Source organism: Bacillus sp. ME78, assembly GCF_903970865.1.
Classification (GTDB): domain Bacteria; phylum Bacillota; class Bacilli; order Bacillales; family Bacillaceae_G; genus Bacillus_A; species Bacillus_A cereus.
On record NZ_CAJCKK010000003.1, the window covers coordinates 122,872 to 146,919 of the forward strand.

Below are 24,048 nucleotides of genomic sequence, written 5' to 3' on the forward strand. Positions count from 1 at the left end.
TTTATGCTTCATTATAATAAAAAGTAAGGAAAAGATCAATCCCTCCATTATGAGAGTAAACACTTCTATTCCATAATATAGATTTCGGATTTCCATATCTTATTTAGTAAGAAATCCTCTGATTTTCCTTTACATAATTTTTATCTCTATAAAATTAAAACAGCTTTTTATTATATCACAACTTTTCATTTAACAGTTTCTAAGCAAACTAATTAATATAGAATACGAAAGGGGATTACTATGGTTACATACGTTACACTAGATGAACTAATGTTAAAAGCAAAAAAAGCTGAAGGACAAAAATTTAATAAAATTGATTCAACAAATAAACTTACAACAGCAAATTCTAAAGGTGAACTTGGTCAGTTAATCAAAGAAGGATTTTTTGGGTATGAAAGCGCCTCAGATGCGGATATTAACTTTACAAACCTTGGAGTTAAACTAAAAGTAACACCTTTTAAGCAAAATAAAAATGGTTCTTTATCCGCTAAAGAACGCTTAGTTTTAAATATCATTAACTACATGGAGGAAGTTAATACATCTTTTGAAGAGTCTAGCTTCTGGGAAAAGAACAAAAAATTATTACTTATGTTTTACGAATGGAAAGCAGATTTAAATCGTCAAGACTTCCATATCGCAAAGAGTGTTCTATTTTCATATCCTGAAGCTGACTTAGAAATAATAAAGCAAGATTGGGAAACAATCGTATCTAAGATTCGTTCTGGAAAAGCACATGAGTTATCTGAAGGCGATACAAATTATTTGGGAGCCTGTACAAAGGGAGCAAATAAAAATTCAATTCGTCCACAACCATTTTCCGAAATACAAGCAATGCAACGAGCGTTTTCATTAAAACCATCTTATATGACTACATTAGTTCGTAGATATATCAAAAATGAAGAGTTAATAAGCTTCACAACAGCAAACGACTTAAAAGGAAAATCATTAGAGGAATTCCTTCATTCAAAATTCGAACCTTATATAGGATTAACAGATAAAGAGATTGCCCACTCACTAGAAATAGATTCTAAACCTACTGCAAAAAATTTCATTCCATCACTGGTAAGCTCTTTACTAGGTATTAAAAACACACGTCTTACTAATATTGAAGAATTCGCTAAAGCAAATATAGAATTTAAAACAGTCCGCCTAGAGCCAAACGGAAAACCAGAACAAAGCATGTCATTTGAAACTATTGATTTCCATCAATGGACAAATGAAGCATGGGAAGAGAGCGAAATTCGAGAACGCTTCTACCAAACCAAATTCTTATTTGTAATTTTTGAATTTAAACAAACAAAAAAAGAAAACCCAAACCGCGAGCTCTACTTTAAAGGTATTAAACTTTGGAACATGCCTGTTCCTACAATAGAAAAAGAGATACGTGAACTTTGGGAAGAAGTAAATACGGTGGTAAATGAAGGTATTCAACTTGAATATAAAACACGTGGTGATAAAACCGTTGAAGTAAATAACCTACCAAAAATGAATTTCAACGGCGTTGCACATATTCGACCAAAAGCCCGCAACGGTGCTGATAAAGTAACTTTACCTGATGGACAGCAAATTACAAAGCAGTGTTATTGGTTGAATAGTTCTTATATTGCTTCTGTTGTTGCCAATAGCGTTAACGAATAATTTATCTTTAGTTTCTATAACCATAAAAAACACCTTCTCACTTCACATGATTAGTACATACAGTGAGAAGGTGTTTTTACATAATTTATTGTAGAAGTACTCTCTCTCATCATCTCAAGCCAATTCCTCCTATCAACTCACCATACCCTAAACTACTCTCCTCCAAAAATTCCCTCGTCTCCCCACTATCCTTATAAAAACTCTCCCAACCCCGCTCCCTCAAAATCCCCTTCCAACTATCACTCTCCACCATCCTCTTAATCACACCATCCCAATAAGCAACCTCTTCCTCCGTCATATCTTTTGGGCCCATAATTCCTTTCCAGTGCTGGAAGATGACGTCGATTCCTTGTTCTTTCCACGTTGGGATTTCTTGTAGGCGGTCTAGTCGTTTTGGGGCAGATACGGCTAGTATTTTTATTTTGCCGGCTTTGTATTGTTTTTCGGCTTCGGATAGGGTCATGGTTGCGGCGTTTATTTGTTTGTTCGTTAGGGCGTTTATGATTTTTTCTTTGTTTTCGTAGACGAAGAATTGTAGTTCGGCTGGGTTTATGCCGAAGGCTTTGCTTACTTGTACGAAGGATAGGTGATCGTCGTTTCCTAGGCCTGGGGCAACGCCGATTTTGAAGTTTTTCTTGTTTTGTTTTAGTTGTTCCATGAGTTGTTTTGCGTTTTCTATGTTTGAGTCTTTTGATACGACAACAACTTCCCAATCTGATGCAAGTGTTGCGAGCGGTGTGAAGTCTTTATATGTTAGTTTACTGTGGCCTAGTAGGTTGTTCGTTATGAGTAAGCTTGAGTTAATCGCCAGTACGTGACCGCCTTTTTGTTTCGTATATTTCCATCCGACATCACCGCTGCCACCTACTTTGTTTGTGACTGTGATTGGTTTTGTGAAGATTTTTTCTTCTGTTAGTGTTTTTTGCATTGCTCGTGCTGTTAAGTCCCATCCTGCTCCTTGAACGTTTGGCGCAACGATTTCTAATTTGTCGATGTTCACTTTATTCGTATGGGATTTTTCCGAGGAACAACCAGCTATTACTATTACTCCTGTCATGATCCATATACATAGTAATAATCGTTTTTTCATAGACCTCTTCCTATTCGGTATTTTCGTTCTGGTCGTCCGATAATGCCGTATGTATACTCGACTGTGTATTCGCCGGTCGCTACTAAGTATTCTAAATATCTTCTTGCGGTTGTTCTGGAGGCCCCCATTTGTTCTCCCATTTCTTCTATTGTAATGCCATCTTCAAATCCTTTTATAATCCCTTTCACTTTTTGCAGTGTTAACGGATCCACACCTGTCGGTAAGTTTTTTATGTCTTGTGTTTGCGAAGTCCCGAAGAAATTATCGATGAGTGCTTGATTCACTTCATTGTTACTATGTAATAGTTGCTTCTTTCTTTTATAGTCTTCAATTGTACGAACAAATTTTTCTAACGTGACTGGTTTTATAAGGTAGTTGCTTACGCCGTTTCGAATTGCTTTTTCTAGCATATAGTTTTCATTCGCCGCCGTTACCATAATGACGTCAACGCTTGGAAAGTCAGCATGAATTTGTGGTAATAAGTCTGTTCCGATTCCATCTGGTAAGTAATTATCTAATAGAAGTAAATCGATTTCTTCCTTTTGTAGTAGTTCCATCGTTTCTTTCGCGTTCAATGCTTTTCCGATTACTTTTACATCCTTTATTTTTAATAAAAACTCTTCCTGAATTTGCGCGACGCGGAAATCATCTTCTGCAATTGCAACCTTCAACATATGTCCATCCCCCTGTTTGTCATGTACTTTCTTTCAATGTTTTCGGAAGGTAAATTGTAAAAATAGCTCCCCCATTTTTCTCGTTTTGAATTTCAATAGTTCCCTCTAGTAGATCTACCATTTCTTTCACGTTTGCTAGTCCGTAACCACGATCAGTTCCTTTCGTTGAAAATCCTTTTTGAAAAATGGTCGTTATTTTTTCTGCCGGTATTCCTATCCCGCTATCTATCACTTCAAACACAATATCGTGTCCAATATCCGTAACAAAGAAGGAAACACTCTTTTCCTCTCGTTCATTCACCGCATCAAATGCATTATCGATTATGTTTCCAAGGATCGTAATAAGATGCGACACTTTTATATGGTCTGGTAACGGATGAAGCGCGCTATCTCCTTCAATATGAAAATCAATTTTCTTTTCAGACGCTGTTCCGATTTTTCCTAATAAAATAGCTTGTACTTTCGCATCGTGAATTTGATGAAATAAAATATGGTTTTGGCTTTGATGAATATTAGATTCTTGCTGGATAAATTCAATTGCTTCTTTGTAATGTCCTAACTGAAGTAATCCTGATAAAACGAAAAGTTTATTTGTAAATTCATGCGTTTGAGCACGTAAGTCCTCTGAATACTTTCTTACCTCAGATATTGTGTTCACAAGGTTTTGCAGTTCTGTTTTATCTCTAAAACTACATACAACGCCTACTGTATTATTATTTTCGAGTATCGGTGTCATGTTTAAAATAAATACTTTATCTTGAAACGCGATTTCTTGATCGTTTTCTAGCACTCTTTCCATATTAAAATCCGGTAACACTTTTGAAATGTGTTGTTGCATATAATCACCATTTACATGTAGCATCTCTTCTGCTGACGTGTTCATCATCGTAATAAAACCATTTTGATCAATGGCGATAATTCCTTCTTTTATAGATAGTAGTATCGCACTTCGTTCCCGGTATAGCGCTGCGATTTCATTCGGTTCCAAACCGAGTGTATCTTTACGAATGCTACGTGCTAAAAGAATGCCACCAACAATTCCAACTAGTAATACAGCTAAGGAAAAGAGTATAATTTCTTTCGTTCTGCTCAGTATGTTAGATTCAATACCTTTTATTAAAAACTCTACTGTCACAACACCTACGACTTGATCGTAGTCTCCGTTCTGAACAATAATCGGTGCTTTCGCCATTAAAGCCGGGCCATTTACACCATTTCCTTCGAGCGTATAATAACCACCAAAGGTGAGTGCTTCATAGTTATATGGATTGTTACTCTTTGTGCCAATTAACTCCGAATTAGAATGAGAATACATCACCCCAAAGCGATCTTCTATAATGACATAATCTGCACCAGCTTGCTCACGAACTTGTTCCGCAATGGATTGAATGGTACTTTTATGTTCGTTATTTTGAAAAGCATCTTTTATAGCTGGCATAAAAGAGAGCGACTTCGCAGTTTGCAGTGCTAACTGCTCCACTTGGCGCTTTGTATCAACGGACTGAATGTAAACAAATATTCCCGCTAATTGGAGAACGACAAATAAAATTAACGCGATAATTAAGCTTACTATTTTCGTTTGTAATGACACTTTGCCTGATTTCTTCATACTTCATATCCTTTGATAAAATATTCGAAACTATCAATCTCCTTTTTCTATTATTATGACAAAACTGAAAATGAAGCAACTATTAAAAATATCCATGTTCATAAAGTACAAAAAGAATAAAATTGTCATAATATTGAGATTTAATTTAAAGAACAGTACAATCCAACTATAATGAACACGCTTTCATAATTATCATTTTATTACTAAGCAAGAGGAGGAATGATTATGGCTCAAGCAAAATCAAACCGAGTCGCCGGCAATATTTTCAAAGGTTCAGTCGGCAATTTAATTGAATGGTACGACTGGTACGTTTACTCTGCTTTCGCTGTTTATTTTTCAGCAGAGTTCTTTCCTAAAGGAGATCCAACGAGTCAGTTACTGAACACAGCGGCTATTTTCGCAGTTGGATTTTTAATGCGCCCTATCGGCAGTTTATTAATGGGACGCTATGCAGATCGGCACGGACGCCGGGCAGCATTAACGCTTTCCATTACAGTTATGGCGGGTGGTTCTTTAATTATCGCCTGTACACCGAGTTATGAAAGTATCGGTATTATGGCACCAATTATTTTAGTTCTTGCTCGTTTACTTCAAGGGCTGTCACTCGGCGGAGAGTATGGAACTTCCGCAACGTATTTATCTGAAATGGCTAGTAGTGGACGCCGTGGCTTTTATTCAAGCTTCCAATATGTAACGCTCGTTGCTGGACAAATGGTTGCGTTAGGCGTTCAAATTGTTCTTCAGCAATTACTAAGCGAACCAGATATGAAAGCTTGGGGATGGCGTATTCCATTCATTATTGGAGCGATGGGCGCAGTAGCTGTATTATGGCTTCGCCGCACGATGGATGAGTCGGAGCAGTTCTCAAACATAAAATCACAAAAACGCGAAAGCGCAGGAACCGTTCGCGCTCTTATGAAACACCCAAAAGCAGTATTAACAGTAGTCGGCCTAACATTAGGAGGCACTGTTGCATTTTATACGTACACAACATATTTACAAAAGTTCATGGTAAACACAGTCGGCCTTCCGAAAGAAATTGTAAGCTGGATTAACTTTGTCGCACTACTTATATTCGTCGTACTTCAACCGATTGCGGGGCTATTATCCGATAAAATTGGACGCCGCCCACTATTAATGGCATTCGGTATTCTCGGAACATTACTAACAGCGCCGATCTTCTTCTTCATGGAAAAAACGACAGAACCAATCGTAGCATTTTTACTCATGATGGTCGGTCTCATTATCGTTACTGGTTACACTTCCATTAACGCAATTGTAAAAGCAGAACTCTTCCCAACTGAAATTCGCGCACTTGGCGTAGGTTTACCATATGCACTAACAGTTGCGATATTCGGCGGAACAGCTGAGTTCATCGCATTATGGCTAAAAAGTATCGGAATGGAATCACTATTCTACTTCTACGTAGCTGGATGTATCGCTATAAGCTTTATTACGTATTGGCGTATGGATGAGTCATCGAAGACTTCGCAGATTGAGGCGGAGCTTGGTGGTGGGGATAGTTTAATTAATAATAAATCTAGTTGAAATTATGTATTCTACGTTCTTCGTTAATCTGAACTCAATTTTCTTTATCTAAGAAGGCATAATTTATTCATATATAATTTAAAAACCTTTGGATATTGGTTCTATAAACAAAAGATATGGCGATGTTGCAAGAAATACTCAATTATAGCACCCTACAAATTACACTGAAATATATTGGTATCAATAAGGTAGAAAAAGACAATATACTAGATACACTTTGTATTTAATTCAATGCATATTTCTAATAATATCCCCAGTAAGTACTCATGAACCTAAAATATATTGAAATTAATAAAAAACTGAAATAACATCAAGAACTTGCAAATTTACAATATTAAATATCTATCAATATGATTTATTCTATTGATAGATATTTAATTACTTTTACACTTCAGCTAAGGCTTACAAGTATCTCGTATGACTTATCTCAAAATCCCTATTGATGTTAAATTTATTCATTTTTAAGACTAGAAACAAATTAATATAGTAAATTCACATTTTAGGGGTACTCTCCCCTCACCATCAAGCTAATATTTTAAAGTACTCCCAAAATAAAATTGTTAGCTCTCTACAGTTATTTATGTGAATTCAGCTCGTTTTTTTGTTTTGGATGAAAATTATGTTTGAACTTGATAGTAATGTGGTGCTGCCCCATCGCTATCAAGCTAAGCCCGTGTAACGTCAATGATAAGCAAGCTTGTTTCTTTTTTCGAAAGTCTATACGTAGATGCTTTAAAGATTTGCATACGAAATAAACCCTATCGGGTTTCCTTTTTTGAATTAAGCTGCTTGGTTATCCGACATGGTACAATTGTAAACGACACCTAATATATCAAAGACTGTTTTCTTCTCATACCTATGGGATTTTCGCCCGTTTTGCTGTAGGAGTTTGAACAGACGAAGTAACACCTTTGATAGCTCTTGGGTGTTTTTTTGTATAGTTTGGAATAGAAGAAGAAAATAGTCTTTAATCATATTTATAGCTTTATACTCACTAAGTTCTCGTTTTTTCTTCATGAGGAGCAATTGGCGCATTTGAAACATGATAGAAGAACAGAGTAGAATGGCAATCAATTGACCATATAAATGGCACTCCAATCGTTCGGGTTTTATCTTTTTACAATGATGGATTTGAAAAAATGACTTCCACGTTTTAAATAAAATTTCGATTTGCCAACGCAAAGAATACCAGTCATGTACCTGTCCCATCGGGACAATATCTGTAGAAGTGTTTGTCATATATACATTGATACCACTGAGTCGTTTACTACGAGGAGAATACTTCATTCCTTTCTTTTTTTCTCTTACAGCTTGATCTTGTAATCGTTTTTGTTGCTGTTGTTTTGTTAATCGATGAACAATTACACGAGCTGGCACTTTATCAATCATTCCTACATAAGCATCAGCTATTTCACATGTTTGTCCTGGTTGAAGGGAGTTCATTAACGTTTCCATATCTATCTGTATATACTCTGTACCTTTCTTAATTCTTCCGTCTTGAAAATAATCAGGGTTAGGATTTTTTTGATAAATACGTGTATTCGACTTGATACGAGAGATATAGTAGGCCTCTTTATCTTGTATATATTGAAGGTCTTTTAAATGAAAATAACCTAAATCTCGGATACATAAATCATTTGCTGTCACAGTTGGGACACACAGAGAGCCGTAAGTGCGATCATGTTGTTTACCTGGACCTGTATGAATATGTAGGAACTGTCCACTTAACAAATCATACTCAAGTTGAATTTTTATTCCAGCTGTATGGCTGCATCCTCCTGCACCTGGATAAACCGATGAAAATACATCCGGGAGTTGAAATGCAGTTGAATCTAAAATACGAATACGCTTGAAAACAGAAGTGTAGGGAGAAGAAATCGGCATAGATACGGCCAATTTTTTGTTTAGTAGTTCGGCTAGTAGGTGTTGTAAAAGTTGAACAGCTGCCTTATTAAACCGTTGATTCAGTCCCTCAGGACTGATGAGTACTTCTGTTGATGCTTCTAAACAGCTAGATAACTGAGTTAAAGAAGTCATAGCTACATTTTGGCTCAACCATACACATAAAGCTACTAAATCTTTTGCTTGGTACTTGCTGGTTCTTTTTACAAAGCCAACTTCTCTAGCAAGATCCCGTAAGGTATTTGGAGATAAAAAATTTTGAATCTCTTGAGCAAATAGTTGTAATTCGTCAGACACAGAAACAGACATAAAAAACGCCATCCTTTCCTAGGATTCTACAGAAAGAATAGCGTATTTTTTCATTTTAAGGAAATTTAGTTTTATTAGCTTAATAGCGATGTAGTAGTACCCCTGATTCTATTGTTTCTGCCCGAAAAAGATAAAATGTTAGACTGACTTTAATGTAAAACCAGCGGTAGTCTTTGACAAAAAAATAAAGTCCTAGACTGCTGCTGGTTTATTGGACTAGCGTAATCAATTATCATTATTGGCTACTTTCAGTTTCACATTCATTATTTTATCTTCCATACCCTTATCCCGAGTATTGGTATAAGCGACATAACTGTATTCTATTTTGCTCATTCTTAGCTCCGTGTTATGTTTAGTCTGCTCCTCTCTCTTTGACGAACAACCATAATCCAATTGCAAAGAAACACAAAATATAGGCGATATCTATCGCTAACGACATAGGTAAGCCAGCTAATTCCGATTTATATGGTGACGTGCTCCAATAGACACTTAAATCATCATGATGAATAAATAGAATGTGTGTCCATGATATAGATAAGAGACTACCACCAAATATCATTTGTAAAAAGTATAGCACTAAGCTACTTCCTACTGCGATAGCAGCTGATCTCGTCCACACGCCAATTAAGGATGCTAGACTTGCATATAGGCAACATTGTAATACGATTGCTCCGATAGAATATATAGCACCCGTCATGTCGCCCCATTGTATGTTTTGGGGAGCCATCAGAAGATTCGTTAACAAAGAAACAATGAATATATTAACAATACCCGTAATGATGAGCAAAATCATTGCAGCAATTTTTGCAACATACAACCGTGAACGCGAGGATGTATGCAGGAACAGTTGTTTCAGAGTACCATATTGATACTCATCCGTCCAAATAAGAGGTGATAAAACAATCGCCCAAGGTAGAATAACAAGCATTCCCGATAGGCCAAGCAAAGCATTTACCACTTGAGCCACCGTATCATCAGCCTTGATATTACTGGTGTATGCCCAAGATAACAGTACAGTCATCACAATAAAACCAATGTGTGAAAGAATAAAGATTCTTTTATTCACTATCTTCAAACATTCATTCCATAACAACTTAATTCACCTCACCACGCGCAGTTGTCCATTTTAAAAACTTATCCTCTAAACTCGTATGTGCCGGCAAGACCCGATGAACTTCCACCCTAGCATCACACAATGCTCGAATCAGCTTTGGAACTTGACTTTCATCAATAGCTACTGTCATAGTATGCAAACCGTTAGATAATTTCTTTGTCTGCGTATAATCCAATGCATGATGATCATCTCCAAACAAGTTAACCACAACTTCGCTTGTAAGCTCAACATTATCAACGTGAAGAGTGATATAGAATTTCCCATCATTTAACCCATCATCAATCCGCTGCTCTGTCACTAAGCAACCATTCTGCATAATAACCACTCGGCGTGCCATCTGCTCAATCTCAGAAAGTTGATGACTGGAAATCACAATTGCTACGCCCAAATCTGCCGCAATTCTATTCAAATAGTTCCGGGTTTCACGGACACCAGCAGGATCAAGTGCATTCATTGGCTCATCTAACACAAGCAACTTTGGCTTTCGCAGTAGTGCTTGTGCAATTCCCAAGCGTTGTTTCATTCCCATGGAGTACGTACTTACTCGCTGCTCAAGCGCATGTTCTATACCTGTTAGACTGGCTACCTCCAGCAACCAATCCTTACTCGAATTTTTGTGCAAACGCTGATATTGACGTAAATTTTCGTATCCACTCAAATAAGGATAGAATGCAGGTGCTTCAATCACTGCCCCTACATTGAAGAGTGCTTTAGAAAACTGACTCTTAATACTGTAACCTGCAATCTGCACGTCCCCGGCACTTATTGTGCTTAGACCAACTATCATCTTCATCGTGGTTGTCTTACCTGCTCCGTTCGCACCAAGTAATCCAACAATCTCTCCCTCTACCACATCGAATGATATGTCTTGCACAATTAACTTGCCTTTGATTTCTTTCGTTAGGTGTTGCACCGATAGTACCGTTTTCAATTGTCCCACTCCTTACAATATAAGTACAACCTCATTTCATGAATTCATTAAGAACAGTCGAACAGCCTGTAATGAAAAATCAGATTGGTCGCAACCGCACCTTTTGATTGATAAAATTTCGTTAAACCTTTTACTTCAAGAACATTCATTTTCATATCACCCTATTTGTTTTCTTCTTATCTTTACTATAGAAAAAATTTGCTAATGAAACGAGTGATTTTCCTTACAAAATAGTTCGTTATCTTACAGTTTTGTCATTTTTCTCATCATTTTGTGATATCTAGGGTACGATCCTATGCCCATCAAGTTAAAATCTCATATTACCCCCAGAACGAAAATTTTGTGCATTTTGCTCGTATTTATTGTTTTGGGGAAATTCATATTTTTAGCTTGATAGCGATGGGGTACTACCCCATCACCATCAAGCTAATATTTTAAAGTACTCCCAAAATAAAATTGTTAGCTCTCTACAGTTATTTATGTGAATTCAGCTCGTTTTTTGTTTTGGATGAAAATTATGTTTGAACTTGATAGCAATGTGGTGCTGCCCCTATTAGGCAAATTCGACAAAGAAAAGACACCCCAAAGGTGCCTTCCTCCTACTTAAACCATCTTAATTTTATTGTGTTGTTATTATATAAGAAAAGAAGACATCGCCTAAGATGTCTTCTTTTACTTGTACACTTGGTGTTAAGAAGGTATTTATTTCTTAAAAACCATAAAAAAATATAACAATCATCGAGTAAACCTATTATAGCATCAATAAATAGAGTTTTTATATGCATTTTTACATATATATAGATTTATTTATGTTTTATATATATAGTTAAATTGTCTGTTTCTTGTTTTAATTCGTTTGTTTATTTTGAGTGCTCCAGCAATGGAGCCTTTTTTTATGCAATAAAACATTTTCTTAGCATTACTTAGTTGATCTATATTAACTTTACCCTCTTAATTATATCTATATTTTACCAAATAATTATATAGATAACCAGTTTTTTCTAATAATTTAGCGGATTGATAATTTTAATGTTAGTTGTTAATACTTATAGAAAAATTCATCATGCAATGAAAATTGAGAAATCAAGAATTATAAAAAACTTATAGTATCTTTGGGAAAAGTATATTTATAATTTGTATATTAATATGTTATAATTAAATTTCTAAAACTACCAAAAAAGGCCTGCCAGTAATGGTGGTCTTTTTTATACTGGTGAGATTGTACTAGGTTGAGCAAAAAAATGGAGCTGAAAAAGTTATTTCTAATGAGGATAGCCTTCTTATGATGAAGTTTAATTCAGTGAATCTGCAAGCAAACATAAAAGAAGGAAAAAATTACGATTTTACTTTACGTGGATATAGAATACCTATACTTTCATGGTTTCCAAATTTAGATGGTGCCGAACCACAAAATTAGCACTATTCTTTAATAAAAAATCCGACTCATTTTTTAATGAGTCGGATTTTTTATTAAAGAGCTATTTCGTATTAATTTGTGCCATCATTTAATATGCTATTTTTAAATGATTTCCAAATTTGATAACTAATTATCTAAATTTCTAAATTCTATACAGCACTATCAATTAAACAATTATTAAATATATCTTCTATCTAAAACATCGTATTATCATTAGCTGCTTCACTTGGAATCTCTTGAATTACATCCCAGTGTTCGACAATCTTTCCATCCTTGATACGAAATATATCCACTATAGCAACTCCCTTATCTTGAGAATTAGTACGAGAGTGTACATGAAGAGCAACTGTATCCCCTTCAGCTACTACACGTTTAATCTCTGCAGAGGAATTAGGATTTTTAACAAAATCCTCCTTAAAGAAATCCATGAAGGCTTTTCGTCCATCAGCAACAAAAGGATTATGTTGCTTATAATCTTCGCTAACATATTTAGGGATAATATCGATATTATGTTTGTTAAAAACTTCATTATAGAAATCAACTACCATCTTTTTATTCTTTTCATTTTCTTTCACTTCTTTTGATACAGAAGCAACATTCTCGCTCTTTATTGCGTTCCCTTTGTTATTACCGGTGGAAGCTTGATATACCAAAGTCGAAACTACTCCTAAAATAAATACAGAAATAATTGTTATGATTAAACTTTTCTCTAATTTCATATATACCTACCTCTTCTACTTAAATAAGTTTTCTTCTATAAAAAGTTTGAAGAAGGAGAAACCTTCCCCAAAATGTAATGTCAGGGGTAATGTTAGGAATTTCATTTATCCTCCCCCTATACAAGGCATATTAGAAACGATTAACTCTAACTTAATACCTCATTAACAGTTGCACTGTCCACAATTTGAATAAACTTCTTAACCTTATCGTTCTCATCAAACTTATAAAGATGACAAAAATCTGCTACAAATGACTTCCCTGTAGCTTTATATGTTCCACTATATTTTCCATACACAATAACAGTATTGTTATTAAAAGTATAAATTTCATCTTTAGCGCTATAGTCATCCCATTCCGTGCCAAGACGTTCATGTACGTTTTTCACTACTTCATCTGGACCTATATAAGTACCTGCATATGGAAACCCAGCAGCTTCTGTCCAAGATACATTTTCACTTAAATACGTTTTGAACGCATCCAATTTCCCTTCGCCAGTTAACACATACGTTTCATGTAATAGTTTTTGATATTTATTCATATCATTAACCCCAAGGCATTTCTTTTGTTACAACTTTTGCACTTAATTCTAATATACCTTTATTTGCATAGTCTGGATATGCTGCTTCAAGTTTTGCCACAAAATCTTTTGAAGTTCCACTTTCCTCAGAAGCTTGAACCGCAGTTCTTAGATAATCCATTGTCGCAGTAAGTGCTTGATTATTTAGAGATTTTCCGATTGATCCATGGCTTGGTACAATTATGTCAGCATGTAATGCTTGTAACACTTTCAAGTTCTCAATCCACGCCTCCATCGCCGCTTTTAAGCTAGTATCCGCTAAGAATACATGTATTTCGTTAAATACATCAATACCACCAATTAATACTTTCAGCTCTTTATTAAATAAGCTAGTTCTGTAATGATCTAAGCCTACTAGTTCAAATGTTAACCCCTGAAAATCAATCGCTTTTTCTTTAAACACTTGAGGTAATACCACGTTACTTGGCGCATTTTCTCCAAGGGCGTCTTTCCAAACTTTTAATTTCCCTAAGACAGAATGAACGATATGTTCAACAGTAGACTCCGTAGCATACGCTATAGCTTCTGGGTAAACGGCTTTAATGCTCTCTAATCCAAAGTAGTAGTCTGGATCCCCATGAATAATAAAGATTTTATCTAGAGATAAGTTGTTTTTTTTCAAATACTCTACAATTTCTTTCGAATCAGATTGAGTAAATTTTGAGTTTATTAAAAATGCATGTCCTGCTTTCTCAACTAATGTTGCTGTGACCATAAAGCTTTTTTCGTCCGAACTAAACACCGTTAATTTCACATCTTTTTGATTTGTATCGATTGTTTTAAACATAGTATGTTATTCTCCTTTTGTTAAAGTTATTAACTAATTATCATATTTTTATCTTGTTCCGATAAAATCTCCCAATCCCATTCATCTGAAAGTGTAATAGTACTGGCGAATATTCCGGAGATGAATGTCAGGTGTCCTAAGATAACATGTTTGCTACTATATCCTAAATTTTCTTAATATAAATTTTTAAAACGCGCTTCAATTTTATCCGGCGTCATTACGCCACCACCAATAGGAATAATTTGATTATCCTTTTGTAAAAGTAAGGAAGGATAGCTATTAACACCAAGCTGTCGAACTTTATTGAAATCATTTTGGACATCTATTATTGTTTCTTGAGCGTTTAAACGTTCTAATACTTGTTCAGGGTCCAAACCATGCTCGATTGCAATCTTGCGATATGTTTCAGGATCACTCAGACTTTGGCCCTCATAATAAAACGCTTTTTGCATAGCCGAAGTGAATTCTAATAAACGGTCTGGCGCTAATGAGCGTAAAGCTGAAAAGCCAATTGCAGCATCTTTCGAATTCATTTTAAAAGTCCCTTCCTCCACCAATTTTTGATATGAAGGACCAAATTCAGCACCTGTAAGTTGATTAATTCTTTTATTTCCTTCTTCTATATATGAGAAGTTTTTCATTGGTAAATTATCTAAAAATAACCCTCCACATAAAACCGTTAATGGCACTTCAGTGTGGTTTTTGTAAAATCCATTAATACTTTCTGAAAAACCATAGCACCATCCACAATATGCATCCCATACGTAAATAAGGTTATCTTGTTTCGTCTCCATTTAAATCTCCTACCTTTTTTTTATTATCCAGCTCAACTAAATTTTGGGTTTATATAAGTACATCTTTTTATACCTTGTTCTTTTTTAGATACCTTACTATATTTCCCCAAAACTAATATTTCCAAAGAAAGATCCACCAAGGTTTTTAACAAAAGATAACGTTGCACCTTATTGCCCCGTAACAGAAAATACTAAAGCTTAGAATATGCATTGATTTGAATGTGTTAGTAACTTTCTACACCGGGTGGCAACGTATGGACCACCATCCTTAATTAAATATATAAATCATATTTTTAGCAGATATTAGTTGTAACTAAATTGATTACATCTTTATGTAACTATTTTAGTTACAACTAATATAGAAGTCAATTCTTTTTTTCGAAAACATTAAATTTCTACATTAATCTACAACCAATCCCACTCTTTAAAAAAATATATCAACGATTATTCGATTATATCGATCGTAACTCCGAATATATCAACGTTTCGACACAACATATCGATTTACCGACAAATTTCGAGCGCGTTATCTCCTAAACTAACAACCAATCCCACATCACGTTCACCTACAAAGAAAAAAAGCACCAGGTCCCCCCAATGCTTTTCCTCAAATCTAAAACAAATGACAAGCCACCTCATGCCCCTTCGCAATCTCCACCATTTTCGGTACTTCCTGCGCGCATTTTTCAGTGGCGAATTTGCAGCGCGTTCTGAATTTGCAGCCGAATGGTGAGTTTAGTGGGCTTGGCACTTCTCCCTCTAGGATGATCCGTTCTTTTCCTATGTTTGTTGGATCTGGTTCTGGCATAGATGAGAGTAGTGCTTGTGTGTATGGATGTGCCGGTTTTGTGTATAGGTCTTCGCTGTCGGCAATTTCTACTATGTTTCCTAGGTACATGACTCCGATTCGGTCTGATATGTGTCTTACCATAGATAGGTCATGTGCGATGAATAAGTATGTGACGCCTGTTTCTTCTTGGATGTCTTGCAGCATGTTTACGACTTGTGCTTGGACTGAGACATCGAGTGCTGAGATTGGTTCGTCACATAATATAAAGTCTGGTTTTACAGATAGTGCGCGCGCGATGCTAATGCGCTGGCGCTGGCCTCCGCTAAATTCGTGCGGGTAGCGATATAAGTGTTCTTCTTTTAATCCTACCTTTTTCAGAAGGTCTAAAATGATTTCTTTTTGTTCTTCTTTTTCGTAGGAACCGTGAATGTTCATCGGTTCGCTAATAATTTGGAATACATTCATTGCCGGGTTTAATGATGCGTATGGATCTTGGAAAATGATTTGCATTCTTTTTCGATATTCTTTTAGTTCACTTTCCTTTAAACTTGCGATATCTTTTCCGTCAAACAAAACGTTACCTGAAGTGACATCGTGTAAGCGAATGATACTTCTTCCTGTCGTTGATTTTCCGCAGCCAGATTCTCCTACTAACCCGAATGTTTCACCCTTTTTAATAGTGAAGCTTAAGTCATCGACTGCTTTTAATTGCTCTGTTTTTCTGCCGAATAGTCCTTTTTTAATAGGAAAATACTTTTTTAAGTTCCGAACTTCAATTAAGTTTTCTTCATGCATGGAAATCACCTACCGCCCTATCATTTAACCAACACATAGAACGTCTTTCGTTTCCGATTTCAAAATATGGTGGACGTTCTTTTTCACAAATATCCATCGCATACGGGCAACGCTCTGCGAATGGGCAACCTTGTGGCGGGTTTAATAAGTTTGGTGTTACACCTTGAATAGGAGCGAGTCTTTCTTTTACGCCGTTCGCTATTTTTGGCAGAGAGTTTAATAGCCCTTTCGTATATGGATGATTCGGCGATTGGAAAATATCAAGTACAGATCCTTCTTCCATAATAAGCCCGCCGTACATAACGATGACGCGCGTACAGTTTTGCGCGACAATTCCTAAGTCATGCGTAATAAGAAGTAACGCCATATTCGTTTCGTTCTTTAAGTTTTTCATTAAATCTAGTATTTGTGCTTGTATCGTTACATCAAGTGCAGTCGTCGGTTCGTCAGCAATAAGAAGGTCTGGGTTACAAGACATCGCCATTGCGATCATAACCCGCTGCTTCATACCACCGCTTAGTTCATGCGGATATTGTTTTACCCTTTCTTCTGGTGACGAAAGGCCGACTTGTTTTAACAAGTTAATCGCGATTTGCTCTGCTTCTTTCTTTTTCACTTTTTGATGACGTATAATTACTTCCATCATTTGTTTCCCAATTTTCACGACCGGATTCAGCGCTGACATTGGGTCTTGAGAGATAAATGAAATTTGATTTCCTCTAATAGAACGTAATTCTTTTTCAGATTTAGAAAGTATGTTTTCATTATGAAAAAGGATTTCCCCTTCTTTCACTTTTCCTGGTGACATAACGAGAGACATAACAGACTTCGCCATTACACTCTTCCCGCTTCCAGATTCCCCAACGATACCGACTACTTCTCCTTTATTTAAGCGAAATGTAACGCCGCGAACCGCTTCAACTTCGCCACTTTCTATGAAAAAAGAAGTCTTTAAATTTTTCACTTCTAGTAGTTTTTCAGACACGCTTCTCACTCCTTTCACTTAACACTTTAGTTTTCATGTCCGGCTCCTTTTGGTGCGAAAGCTTTCTTCAATGCTTCACCAATTACGTTAAAACTAAGTACCGTTAAAAGGATAAGGAATCCTGGGAAGAGCGTTAAATACCAAGCTTCACCAATATATCCTTGCGCATTGTTTAGCATGCTGCCCCAAGAAGAATCTGGTTCTCTAATACCTAAACCTAAGAAACTAAGTGATGATTCCATTAAAATCGATGTCGCAATCGTTAATGTCGCGGCGATAATAATGGTTGATAAAATGTTAGGAATGATATGTCTTACAATAATCATAAGTGATTTTTGTCCTGATACTTTTGCGTATAAAACGTACTCACGCTCTTTTACAGATAACGTTTCTGCCCTTACAATACGGGCGGTGTCCATCCATGTTAGTAATCCGATAATAAGAACTAGCGTCGTAATTCCTGGTTTTAAATACGCATTTAATAGTAGCATTAAAAAGAATGATGGAATTGACATCAGTACTTCAACAACTCGCATTAAAAAGTTGTCTAACTTTCCGCCAAAATATCCGCTAATTGTTCCAACTGCAGTACCGATTGTAATAGAAACAACCATCGCAAGGAAACCGACCGCAAGTGAAACTCGTCCGCCATATAACGCTCTCGTTAAGTAATCCCTTCCGTAATCATCCGTTCCGAAAGGATGACTCATACTTGGTTCTTGTAAGCGATCTGGAATCGACATTTTGCTAGGATCGTACGGCGATACGAATGCGAAAATTGATGTGATCGTTAAAACCGCAAGTATAATAACTCCCATTGCAACAAACTTATTTTTCGTAAAGCTATGTTTTATCGTTTGAAATCTCCTATTATTCATTCCAAATCACCCCCTCATTCGAATGCGCGGATCTACTACGCCATATAAAATATCAGCAATTAAGTTACCGAGAATTAACATGAATGATGATAGTAATGTAATTGCCATGATAATCGGATAATCAAATCTAAAAATAGCATTTACCCCAAGTGAACCAAGACCCGGCCATGAAAATACTGTTTCCGTAATAAATGCTCCGCCTACTAAACTTGGAATTGATAATCCGAAAATTGTAATGATTGGTATTAATACATTTCGAAGTACGTGATTAAATAAAACCGTTTTCTTCGAAGCACCGTACGCATATTGAATTTGTACATATTCTTCTTCTAATTGCTGAATCGTACTTGAACGAATATATCTCATATAAACAGATACGTTTTGGAACGCTAGCACCATGCAAGGTAAAATGCCGTGTTGCACAATATCCCAGACAGAATCTTTACCTACGGTGCGCATACCCATACTCGGAAGTAGGTTCAATTTTAAAGAGAATAAGTAGACTAATAGTAGTGCAAACCAGAAAACCGGCATAGAAATACCAACGTATGAAATAAAGTTTACAATGCGGTCAAAGAATGAATTCTTTTTCACACCTGTAAATAGTCCAAGTGGTATTGCAATTACGAATGAGACGAGTAAAGATGATCCCATTAATCCAATTGTTGCAGGTAATCTTTCTGTGATAAGTTCCAAAACAGGACGATGATTTTGAAGTGAGTAACCAAAGTTTCCTGTTAAAATGTTTTTTAACCATAAAAAATACTGCACGTAAATTGGTTGATCTAATCCTAAACTTTTGCGAATACGCTCCACATCAATTGGACTCATATTTGGCGTTACAAAGTTTCGAACCGGATCCCCCGGTGCTAGTTTTATTAATAGAAAAGAAATAATAGAAATAACAAATAAAAGCGGAATTGCATTTAAAAGCCTCTTCGCAATTACTTTATACACAAACTTCCCCCCTCAAGCTAAAGAAGCTGATTTCCACCAGCTTCTTTATTGTTTCTTATTTCACTTCATAAATCTTAGATAGATCTTCAAACATTGTGACAGGAATTGCTTTCGCTTCTTTTAATCCATCAAACTTTTTATCTACTGCAATAACTGCTTTCGGATACGCGATTGGTAGATAAGGTACGTCTTCTCTAGCTGTCTCTTGAATTTTATGGTATAGCTCTGCGCGTTTTGTTTTATCTGTCTCAACTGCAGCTTCTTCCCATAACTTATCGAAATCAGCGTTTTTATATCGTGCATAATTGTATTCAGCATTGCTTAAGAATAAGCTCTTATATGAATCTGGCTCAGGTCCCATTATGTAACCACCAAATGTAATGTCATATTCTTTATTCTCTTTATCTAAGCCTTTTTCACTTGCCGCACTAGCATCTAATGCATTTAGTTCAACTTCTAAGCCAACTTCTTTTAATTTTTGTTGTGTATATAACGCTAAGCTTTCCATAATTTTATTATTCGTTACATACATCACACGTACTTTTTCTTTATCTTTCACGCCAGCTTTTGCTAATAAATCTTTCGCTTCTTTTTTATCATACTTATAGTCTTTAATATCTTTCGCATAATACATAGCGTCTGGCGTTAAGATTGAATTTGCTGGTTCTGCAAATTCACCTGAAACGAATGCTGAGTTAATCATTTCTTTCTTATCTAACGCATGTGCAATTGCTTGGCGCACTTCTTTTTTCTTCATAAGATCCGTATTCATGTTATAAGATAAGTAGAATAATCTACCTTCAGGGAATGTCACCATTGAGAAGTTCCCAGTGCTATCTAATTTCTTAAAGTCTTGCGGCTCAATCATCTTCATGTTGATTTGACCATTTTGCAGTGAAACATTTGCTGTATTACGGTCTTTTACAACGCGGTATACGATAGAGTCTAACTTAGCTTTCCCACCTACATAATCATCAAATCGATCTAATGCAACATACTCATCTGATTTATACTCTTTAAACTTAAACGGCCCTGATCCTACAGGCTGTAAGTTTTTCTTACTCTTCGCTAAATCTGCTTCCCCTTCAAATACATGTTTCGGAATTGGGAAGAAATCATTCATCACACCTTCGAAAGATGCGCTTACTTGCGGTAAAACGAATTGAGTTGTTAACTCATCTACCTTTTTCACCTCAAGCGGCTTTCCTTTAAAAATAAAGTTTTCACGGCTTGAGCTATTTTGCTTCTCATCTAAAATAGATTGGAATGTAAATGCAATATCATCTGATGTAATCTTCTTACCGTCATGCCATTTCAAATTATCCTTTAACTTCAGTGTCCAAGTTAATTGATCTTCTGAAGGCGTAAAGCTCTCAGCAAGAACAAACTTTTTCTTACCGTCTTCCATATGATATAGCGGCGCATATAAAGCTTGCTGCACAGTTAATGACACACGATCATTCGCATAAAGCGGATTCATCGTATCTGGATTATCGCTAACACCAATCGTTAACGCCCCTCCGTCTTTCGGAGTCCCTGATTTACTAGTTCCTGCTTGCTTCGAATCTTTTTCCCCTGAACAAGCAGCTAATGCAATAAATAATAGTAGGACAAATGGTAATACAAACAACTTCTTCTTCATATTTCGACCCCTCTCGACTATTTACACCTATAAGAAAACTCGGAATTAATACCTAGTTTTCTTATAGGTTTTAAATTACCACTACCGGTATGTATTGTCAAACTTTTTCGCAAAGGTAGAAAGTTTGTAATCTATTAATGCATTCTTGCGATTAACTATATTTATGCGGAGGAGAAAATAAAAAGACCACGAATAAGTAGCCTCATAAAATGGGTTAAAAAACTATCAACTTACAGAAAATCCCTCTAAAATGATTGTTTTATATGATCGAAAATGTAGAATGAAATTAAAGACAAAAAACACATTTAGGAGGTTATCATGACATTTGATGAATTAAAAAAAAATAAACCAACAACCTCATGGGTTGAGTATGATGAAGATGGGGAATTTTTTACTGAAGAAAATATAAGTGCAACAAATACAGTTCTTGACACTTACATTAACAATTTACAGCGATTAGGAGAGAATCCAACCGAAGTCGAAGTAATGCAAGTTGTTAAAGAGGTAGTTATTAAATTAAATGAATTAAATATCGAACATGACCATTTTATCGAAACAATGGAAAGAGAAGATCTCTATGAATTTATCGATACAGCAGCACGAATAGCTGGCTTAGAATCCGAGGAAGATATAACAGAAGAATGGCGTGAATGGTAAAAAGTTGCATCTCTAATAATTAGAGGTGCAACTTTTCCATATACCAATTGAATGAATGATTTGATGTCCGCGCAGAATTCATATATTTCAACATAATATTAAAAGGCTTCAATTATAAATACTAGCACACCCATCCTGACAAAAAGACCACCAAAAGGCAGTCTCAAAACTCAATCTTATTCCCTACTCCTTGCTCCACCGCTTTCTCATACAAATACTTCGCAACGATAATATCTACTACCGCTAAACCAACTGATTTGAAAATAGTAATCTCTTCATCATTTTCGCGGCCAGCTTTTTCTCCGCTTATAATTTGACCAAGTTCAGCGTGAATGGTGTTTGCTTTGAATAGACCTTCTTTTATCGGAACTTGAAGGTCTCCTGTTTCGTCTAGTGCTGCTTCTTTTGATTCGACTACTACTTTGTTTGCTTTAGCTATGGCATGTGAGGGTAGTTCTTGCATGCTCGGTCTGAATGAGCCGACGGCGTTTACGTGGACGCCTTTTTGTAGTGTTTCTGAGAAGACTGGTGTGGATGCATTCGTAGTTGTGACGATAATGTCTGCTTCACGTATTGCTTCATTTGGATCCCTGTAAACGTAAGCTGGTTTTCCAAATTTCTCTTGTATATATTGCGCAAATGCATACGCTTTTTCTTCTGTTCGATTGTATAAGATGACTTTTTCGATATCTCTAACCGCAAATATTGCTTCGGCCATTCCCTTCGCTTGTTCACCCGTTCCGATAATGCATAAAGTTTTTGCGTTATGACGAGCTAAATATTTTGTCGCTACTCCTGATAAGGCGCCTGTTCGGATCATCGTTAAGTACGATCCTTCTAAAAGTGCGAGCGGTTCTCCCGTTTGAAAGTCTGATAGCATCACAATCCCGTTGATCGTTTTCTTTCCTATCTGTTTATTTTGCGGGACTACCGTTACTATTTTTACTCCAAGCGCCTCAAGCCCTTCCGCTACTGAAGGCATAATTAATGCCGTATTTTGCTCGTTCGCAAATGGTAATGAGCCCCTTATTGGTGTAATCGTTCTTTCTGCGGAAAATTCTTTTAAAGCAAGCGCCGCGTATTCAATAACTTCATTCATATTTACTAAGTTTCTTTGTTCGTTCGCGCTTATGACTAGCATATCTTTCCACCCCCTCCCCTTATCCTAACAAAAATCCTCGATTCAAATCATCTCTCGGATCTACAACGAACTGATGAAATCCTGTAATAAAGGCATTCCCCGTTACTTTTGGAACGACAGCTTCATATGTATCTACTGCGGTTACGGATAATACTTCTCCCTGGAATTTCCCATCAGTAATGCATTCATGGATGAATACTTCTCCTTTTTGCAAGGTAGCTTTTTCAAAAAGAGTTGCGATTCTCGCGGAAGTTCCTGTACCGCAAGGAGAACGGTCTACTTGCCCATCAGCAAAAATCGTTACATTTCGTAGCGTAGCACCTTTGTCTTTCGGTTCATCTGAAAAGATAACGCCGTATATTCCTTTCAATCCTTCTTCAAGTGGATGTTTCACTTCCATTTTGCTCTCTATATAATGTTTAATTTTACCGCCCCACATTTGAATAGCAGATAAATCTTTGAAATCAACTTTCAAACCAAATTCTTTACAGTCTACAACAGCGTAAAATGCTCCTCCAAACGCGATATCTACTTGAAATTCATAGTTATCTATTTTAATAGGAACGTCCTTTTTGTATACAAAGGAAGGGACATTTTCAAATGATACAGATTCTACTTCACTCCCGTTATATTTTGCATACGCAATGACTTCCCCAGCCGGGCTATCAATAATGAACTTTTGTTTTTCCCCCTTCACTTCAAACATGCCTGTTTCAATTCCAACTGTAATAACAGCGATAATACCGTGACCACACATCGTACTCCATCCTTCATTGTGCATAAATAAAACACCAAAATCAGCGTGGGCACTTGCTGGCGGTGTAATGATACAACCGTACATTCCGTGATGCCCTCTCGGTTCATACATAAGAAATTCACGAAGGTAATCCAAATGTTCCATACAGTAGGCGCGTCTTTCCAGCTGCGTTTCTCCTTTTATTTCTGGCACTCCGCCCGTAATAATTCGAAGCGGCTCCCCAGCTACGTGTGCATCAATCGTTGTATATATTTTACTAACCTTCATTTCGATCTCTCCCCTATACGTTGATACTCTTTTCATTGCAAATATCATGCCAACGCATAGGGTATAAAT

Annotated in this window: 20 protein-coding genes and 1 pseudogene; 4 read left to right on the plus strand and 17 right to left on the minus strand. The window is 36.3% G+C overall.

What is annotated here, in order from left to right:
* The first annotated feature begins 240 nt into the window (after nucleotides 1-240).
* Nucleotides 241-1,638, plus strand: a complete 1,398-nt coding sequence (locus H6481_RS06130) for a Sau3AI family type II restriction endonuclease (protein ID WP_182811209.1) — start codon at nucleotides 241-243, stop codon at nucleotides 1,636-1,638.
* A gap of 109 nt (nucleotides 1,639-1,747) precedes the next feature.
* On the opposite strand, the gene H6481_RS06135 is transcribed toward H6481_RS06130, so the two are convergent.
* Genes H6481_RS06135 through H6481_RS06145 form a run of 3 tightly spaced genes read right to left on the minus strand, consistent with a single transcriptional unit; the run spans nucleotide 1,748 to nucleotide 5,011 of the window.
* Nucleotides 1,748-2,728, minus strand: coding sequence for a tripartite tricarboxylate transporter substrate-binding protein (locus tag H6481_RS06135; protein ID WP_182811212.1), 981 nt, complete (start codon nucleotides 2,726-2,728; stop codon nucleotides 1,748-1,750).
* Nucleotides 2,725-3,402 (minus strand): response regulator, encoded by a 678-nt coding sequence (locus tag H6481_RS06140; protein WP_182811214.1) that lies wholly within the window; start codon nucleotides 3,400-3,402, stop codon nucleotides 2,725-2,727. Before H6481_RS06140 ends, H6481_RS06135 begins: the two co-directional genes overlap by 4 nt.
* 19 nt (nucleotides 3,403-3,421) lie before the next feature.
* Nucleotides 3,422-5,011, minus strand: a complete 1,590-nt coding sequence (locus H6481_RS06145) for a sensor histidine kinase (protein WP_182811217.1) — start codon at nucleotides 5,009-5,011, stop codon at nucleotides 3,422-3,424.
* A 225-nt stretch (nucleotides 5,012-5,236) separates the two neighbouring features.
* Here H6481_RS06145 and H6481_RS06150 point away from each other — a divergent pair, with 225 nt between their 5' ends.
* Both H6481_RS06150 and H6481_RS06155 read left to right on the plus strand, forming a co-directional pair.
* Complete coding sequence (locus tag H6481_RS06150; protein WP_182811219.1) at nucleotides 5,237-6,559, plus strand: MFS transporter; 1,323 nt, start codon at nucleotides 5,237-5,239, stop codon at nucleotides 6,557-6,559.
* Nucleotides 6,560-6,640: 81 nt separating this feature from the next.
* Nucleotides 6,641-6,786, plus strand: a pseudogene (locus H6481_RS06155) (integrase); the annotation flags it as partial.
* A gap of 553 nt (nucleotides 6,787-7,339) precedes the next feature.
* On the opposite strand, the gene H6481_RS06160 reads toward H6481_RS06155, so the two are convergent.
* From H6481_RS06160 to H6481_RS06215, 12 genes are all read right to left on the minus strand, one after another.
* Complete coding sequence (locus H6481_RS06160; RefSeq protein WP_182811225.1) at nucleotides 7,340-8,770, minus strand: IS4 family transposase; 1,431 nt, start codon at nucleotides 8,768-8,770, stop codon at nucleotides 7,340-7,342.
* A 352-nt stretch (nucleotides 8,771-9,122) separates the two neighbouring features.
* Nucleotides 9,123-9,863 (minus strand): ABC transporter permease, encoded by a 741-nt coding sequence (locus H6481_RS06165; protein WP_182811228.1) that lies wholly within the window; start codon nucleotides 9,861-9,863, stop codon nucleotides 9,123-9,125.
* A 1-nt stretch (nucleotide 9,864) separates the two neighbouring features.
* The gene (locus H6481_RS06170; RefSeq protein ID WP_182811230.1) at nucleotides 9,865-10,815 is read right to left on the minus strand and encodes an ABC transporter ATP-binding protein; all 951 of its coding nucleotides are present in this window, start codon (nucleotides 10,813-10,815) and stop codon (nucleotides 9,865-9,867) included.
* 1,611 nt (nucleotides 10,816-12,426) lie between these two features.
* Nucleotides 12,427-12,951, minus strand: coding sequence for an ester cyclase (locus H6481_RS06175; RefSeq protein ID WP_065482361.1), 525 nt, complete (start codon nucleotides 12,949-12,951; stop codon nucleotides 12,427-12,429).
* A gap of 146 nt (nucleotides 12,952-13,097) precedes the next feature.
* Nucleotides 13,098-13,490, minus strand: coding sequence for a nuclear transport factor 2 family protein (locus tag H6481_RS06180; RefSeq protein WP_001046367.1), 393 nt, complete (start codon nucleotides 13,488-13,490; stop codon nucleotides 13,098-13,100).
* Nucleotides 13,491-13,494: 4 nt separating this feature from the next.
* Nucleotides 13,495-14,316: a cytoplasmic protein gene (locus H6481_RS06185; protein WP_182811233.1), complete on the minus strand. Its 822-nt coding sequence runs from the start codon at nucleotides 14,314-14,316 to the stop codon at nucleotides 13,495-13,497.
* Nucleotides 14,317-14,489: 173 nt separating this feature from the next.
* Nucleotides 14,490-15,110 (minus strand): DsbA family protein, encoded by a 621-nt coding sequence (locus tag H6481_RS06190; RefSeq protein ID WP_182811236.1) that lies wholly within the window; start codon nucleotides 15,108-15,110, stop codon nucleotides 14,490-14,492.
* A gap of 613 nt (nucleotides 15,111-15,723) precedes the next feature.
* Nucleotides 15,724-16,695, minus strand: a complete 972-nt coding sequence (locus H6481_RS06195; protein ID WP_142307464.1) for an ABC transporter ATP-binding protein — start codon at nucleotides 16,693-16,695, stop codon at nucleotides 15,724-15,726.
* Nucleotides 16,688-17,680, minus strand: coding sequence for an ABC transporter ATP-binding protein (locus H6481_RS06200; protein WP_097920689.1), 993 nt, complete (start codon nucleotides 17,678-17,680; stop codon nucleotides 16,688-16,690). The genes H6481_RS06195 and H6481_RS06200 overlap by 8 nt, the downstream gene beginning before the upstream one ends.
* Nucleotides 17,681-17,706: 26 nt before the next feature.
* Nucleotides 17,707-18,558 carry an ABC transporter permease gene (locus H6481_RS06205; protein ID WP_078994529.1) on the minus strand — a complete coding sequence of 284 codons (852 nt, stop codon included), beginning with the start codon at nucleotides 18,556-18,558 and terminating at the stop codon, nucleotides 17,707-17,709.
* 6 nt (nucleotides 18,559-18,564) lie between these two features.
* Nucleotides 18,565-19,515, minus strand: a complete 951-nt coding sequence (locus H6481_RS06210) for an ABC transporter permease (protein WP_000278778.1) — start codon at nucleotides 19,513-19,515, stop codon at nucleotides 18,565-18,567.
* 55 nt (nucleotides 19,516-19,570) lie between these two features.
* Nucleotides 19,571-21,157, minus strand: a complete 1,587-nt coding sequence (locus H6481_RS06215; protein WP_046392390.1) for an ABC transporter substrate-binding protein — start codon at nucleotides 21,155-21,157, stop codon at nucleotides 19,571-19,573.
* A gap of 318 nt (nucleotides 21,158-21,475) precedes the next feature.
* Between H6481_RS06215 and H6481_RS06220 the strand changes: the two genes are divergently transcribed.
* A complete protein-coding gene (locus tag H6481_RS06220; RefSeq protein ID WP_000141782.1) occupies nucleotides 21,476-21,814 on the plus strand; it encodes a hypothetical protein in 339 nt (112 codons plus the stop codon).
* A 163-nt stretch (nucleotides 21,815-21,977) separates the two neighbouring features.
* Here the strand turns inward: H6481_RS06220 and H6481_RS06225 are convergent, their stop codons facing one another.
* Together H6481_RS06225 and H6481_RS06230 are read right to left on the minus strand one after the other, a co-directional pair.
* Nucleotides 21,978-22,955 carry an ornithine cyclodeaminase family protein gene (locus tag H6481_RS06225; protein ID WP_000960325.1) on the minus strand — a complete coding sequence of 326 codons (978 nt, stop codon included), beginning with the start codon at nucleotides 22,953-22,955 and terminating at the stop codon, nucleotides 21,978-21,980.
* Between the two features lie 19 nt (nucleotides 22,956-22,974).
* Nucleotides 22,975-23,979 carry a proline racemase family protein gene (locus H6481_RS06230; RefSeq protein ID WP_000868674.1) on the minus strand — a complete coding sequence of 335 codons (1,005 nt, stop codon included), beginning with the start codon at nucleotides 23,977-23,979 and terminating at the stop codon, nucleotides 22,975-22,977.
* Nucleotides 23,980-24,048: the final 69 nt, after the last annotated feature.

Coding starts and splice junctions, on each gene's coding strand:
- H6481_RS06130 (WP_182811209.1), top strand. CDS start 241: ATGGTTACATACGTTACACTAGATGAACTAATGTTAAAAGCAAAAAAA.
- H6481_RS06135 (WP_182811212.1), bottom strand. CDS start 2,728: ATGAAAAAACGATTATTACTATGTATATGGATCATGACAGGAGTAATA.
- H6481_RS06140 (WP_182811214.1), bottom strand. CDS start 3,402: ATGTTGAAGGTTGCAATTGCAGAAGATGATTTCCGCGTCGCGCAAATT.
- H6481_RS06145 (WP_182811217.1), bottom strand. CDS start 5,011: ATGAAGAAATCAGGCAAAGTGTCATTACAAACGAAAATAGTAAGCTTA.
- H6481_RS06150 (WP_182811219.1), top strand. CDS start 5,237: ATGGCTCAAGCAAAATCAAACCGAGTCGCCGGCAATATTTTCAAAGGT.
- H6481_RS06160 (WP_182811225.1), bottom strand. CDS start 8,770: ATGTCTGTTTCTGTGTCTGACGAATTACAACTATTTGCTCAAGAGATT.
- H6481_RS06175 (WP_065482361.1), bottom strand. CDS start 12,951: ATGAAATTAGAGAAAAGTTTAATCATAACAATTATTTCTGTATTTATT.
- H6481_RS06180 (WP_001046367.1), bottom strand. CDS start 13,490: ATGAATAAATATCAAAAACTATTACATGAAACGTATGTGTTAACTGGC.
- H6481_RS06185 (WP_182811233.1), bottom strand. CDS start 14,316: ATGTTTAAAACAATCGATACAAATCAAAAAGATGTGAAATTAACGGTG.
- H6481_RS06190 (WP_182811236.1), bottom strand. CDS start 15,110: ATGGAGACGAAACAAGATAACCTTATTTACGTATGGGATGCATATTGT.
- H6481_RS06195 (WP_142307464.1), bottom strand. CDS start 16,695: ATGCATGAAGAAAACTTAATTGAAGTTCGGAACTTAAAAAAGTATTTT.
- H6481_RS06205 (WP_078994529.1), bottom strand. CDS start 18,558: ATGAATAATAGGAGATTTCAAACGATAAAACATAGCTTTACGAAAAAT.
- H6481_RS06215 (WP_046392390.1), bottom strand. CDS start 21,157: ATGAAGAAGAAGTTGTTTGTATTACCATTTGTCCTACTATTATTTATT.
- H6481_RS06220 (WP_000141782.1), top strand. CDS start 21,476: ATGACATTTGATGAATTAAAAAAAAATAAACCAACAACCTCATGGGTT.
- H6481_RS06225 (WP_000960325.1), bottom strand. CDS start 22,955: ATGCTAGTCATAAGCGCGAACGAACAAAGAAACTTAGTAAATATGAAT.
- H6481_RS06230 (WP_000868674.1), bottom strand. CDS start 23,979: ATGAAGGTTAGTAAAATATATACAACGATTGATGCACACGTAGCTGGG.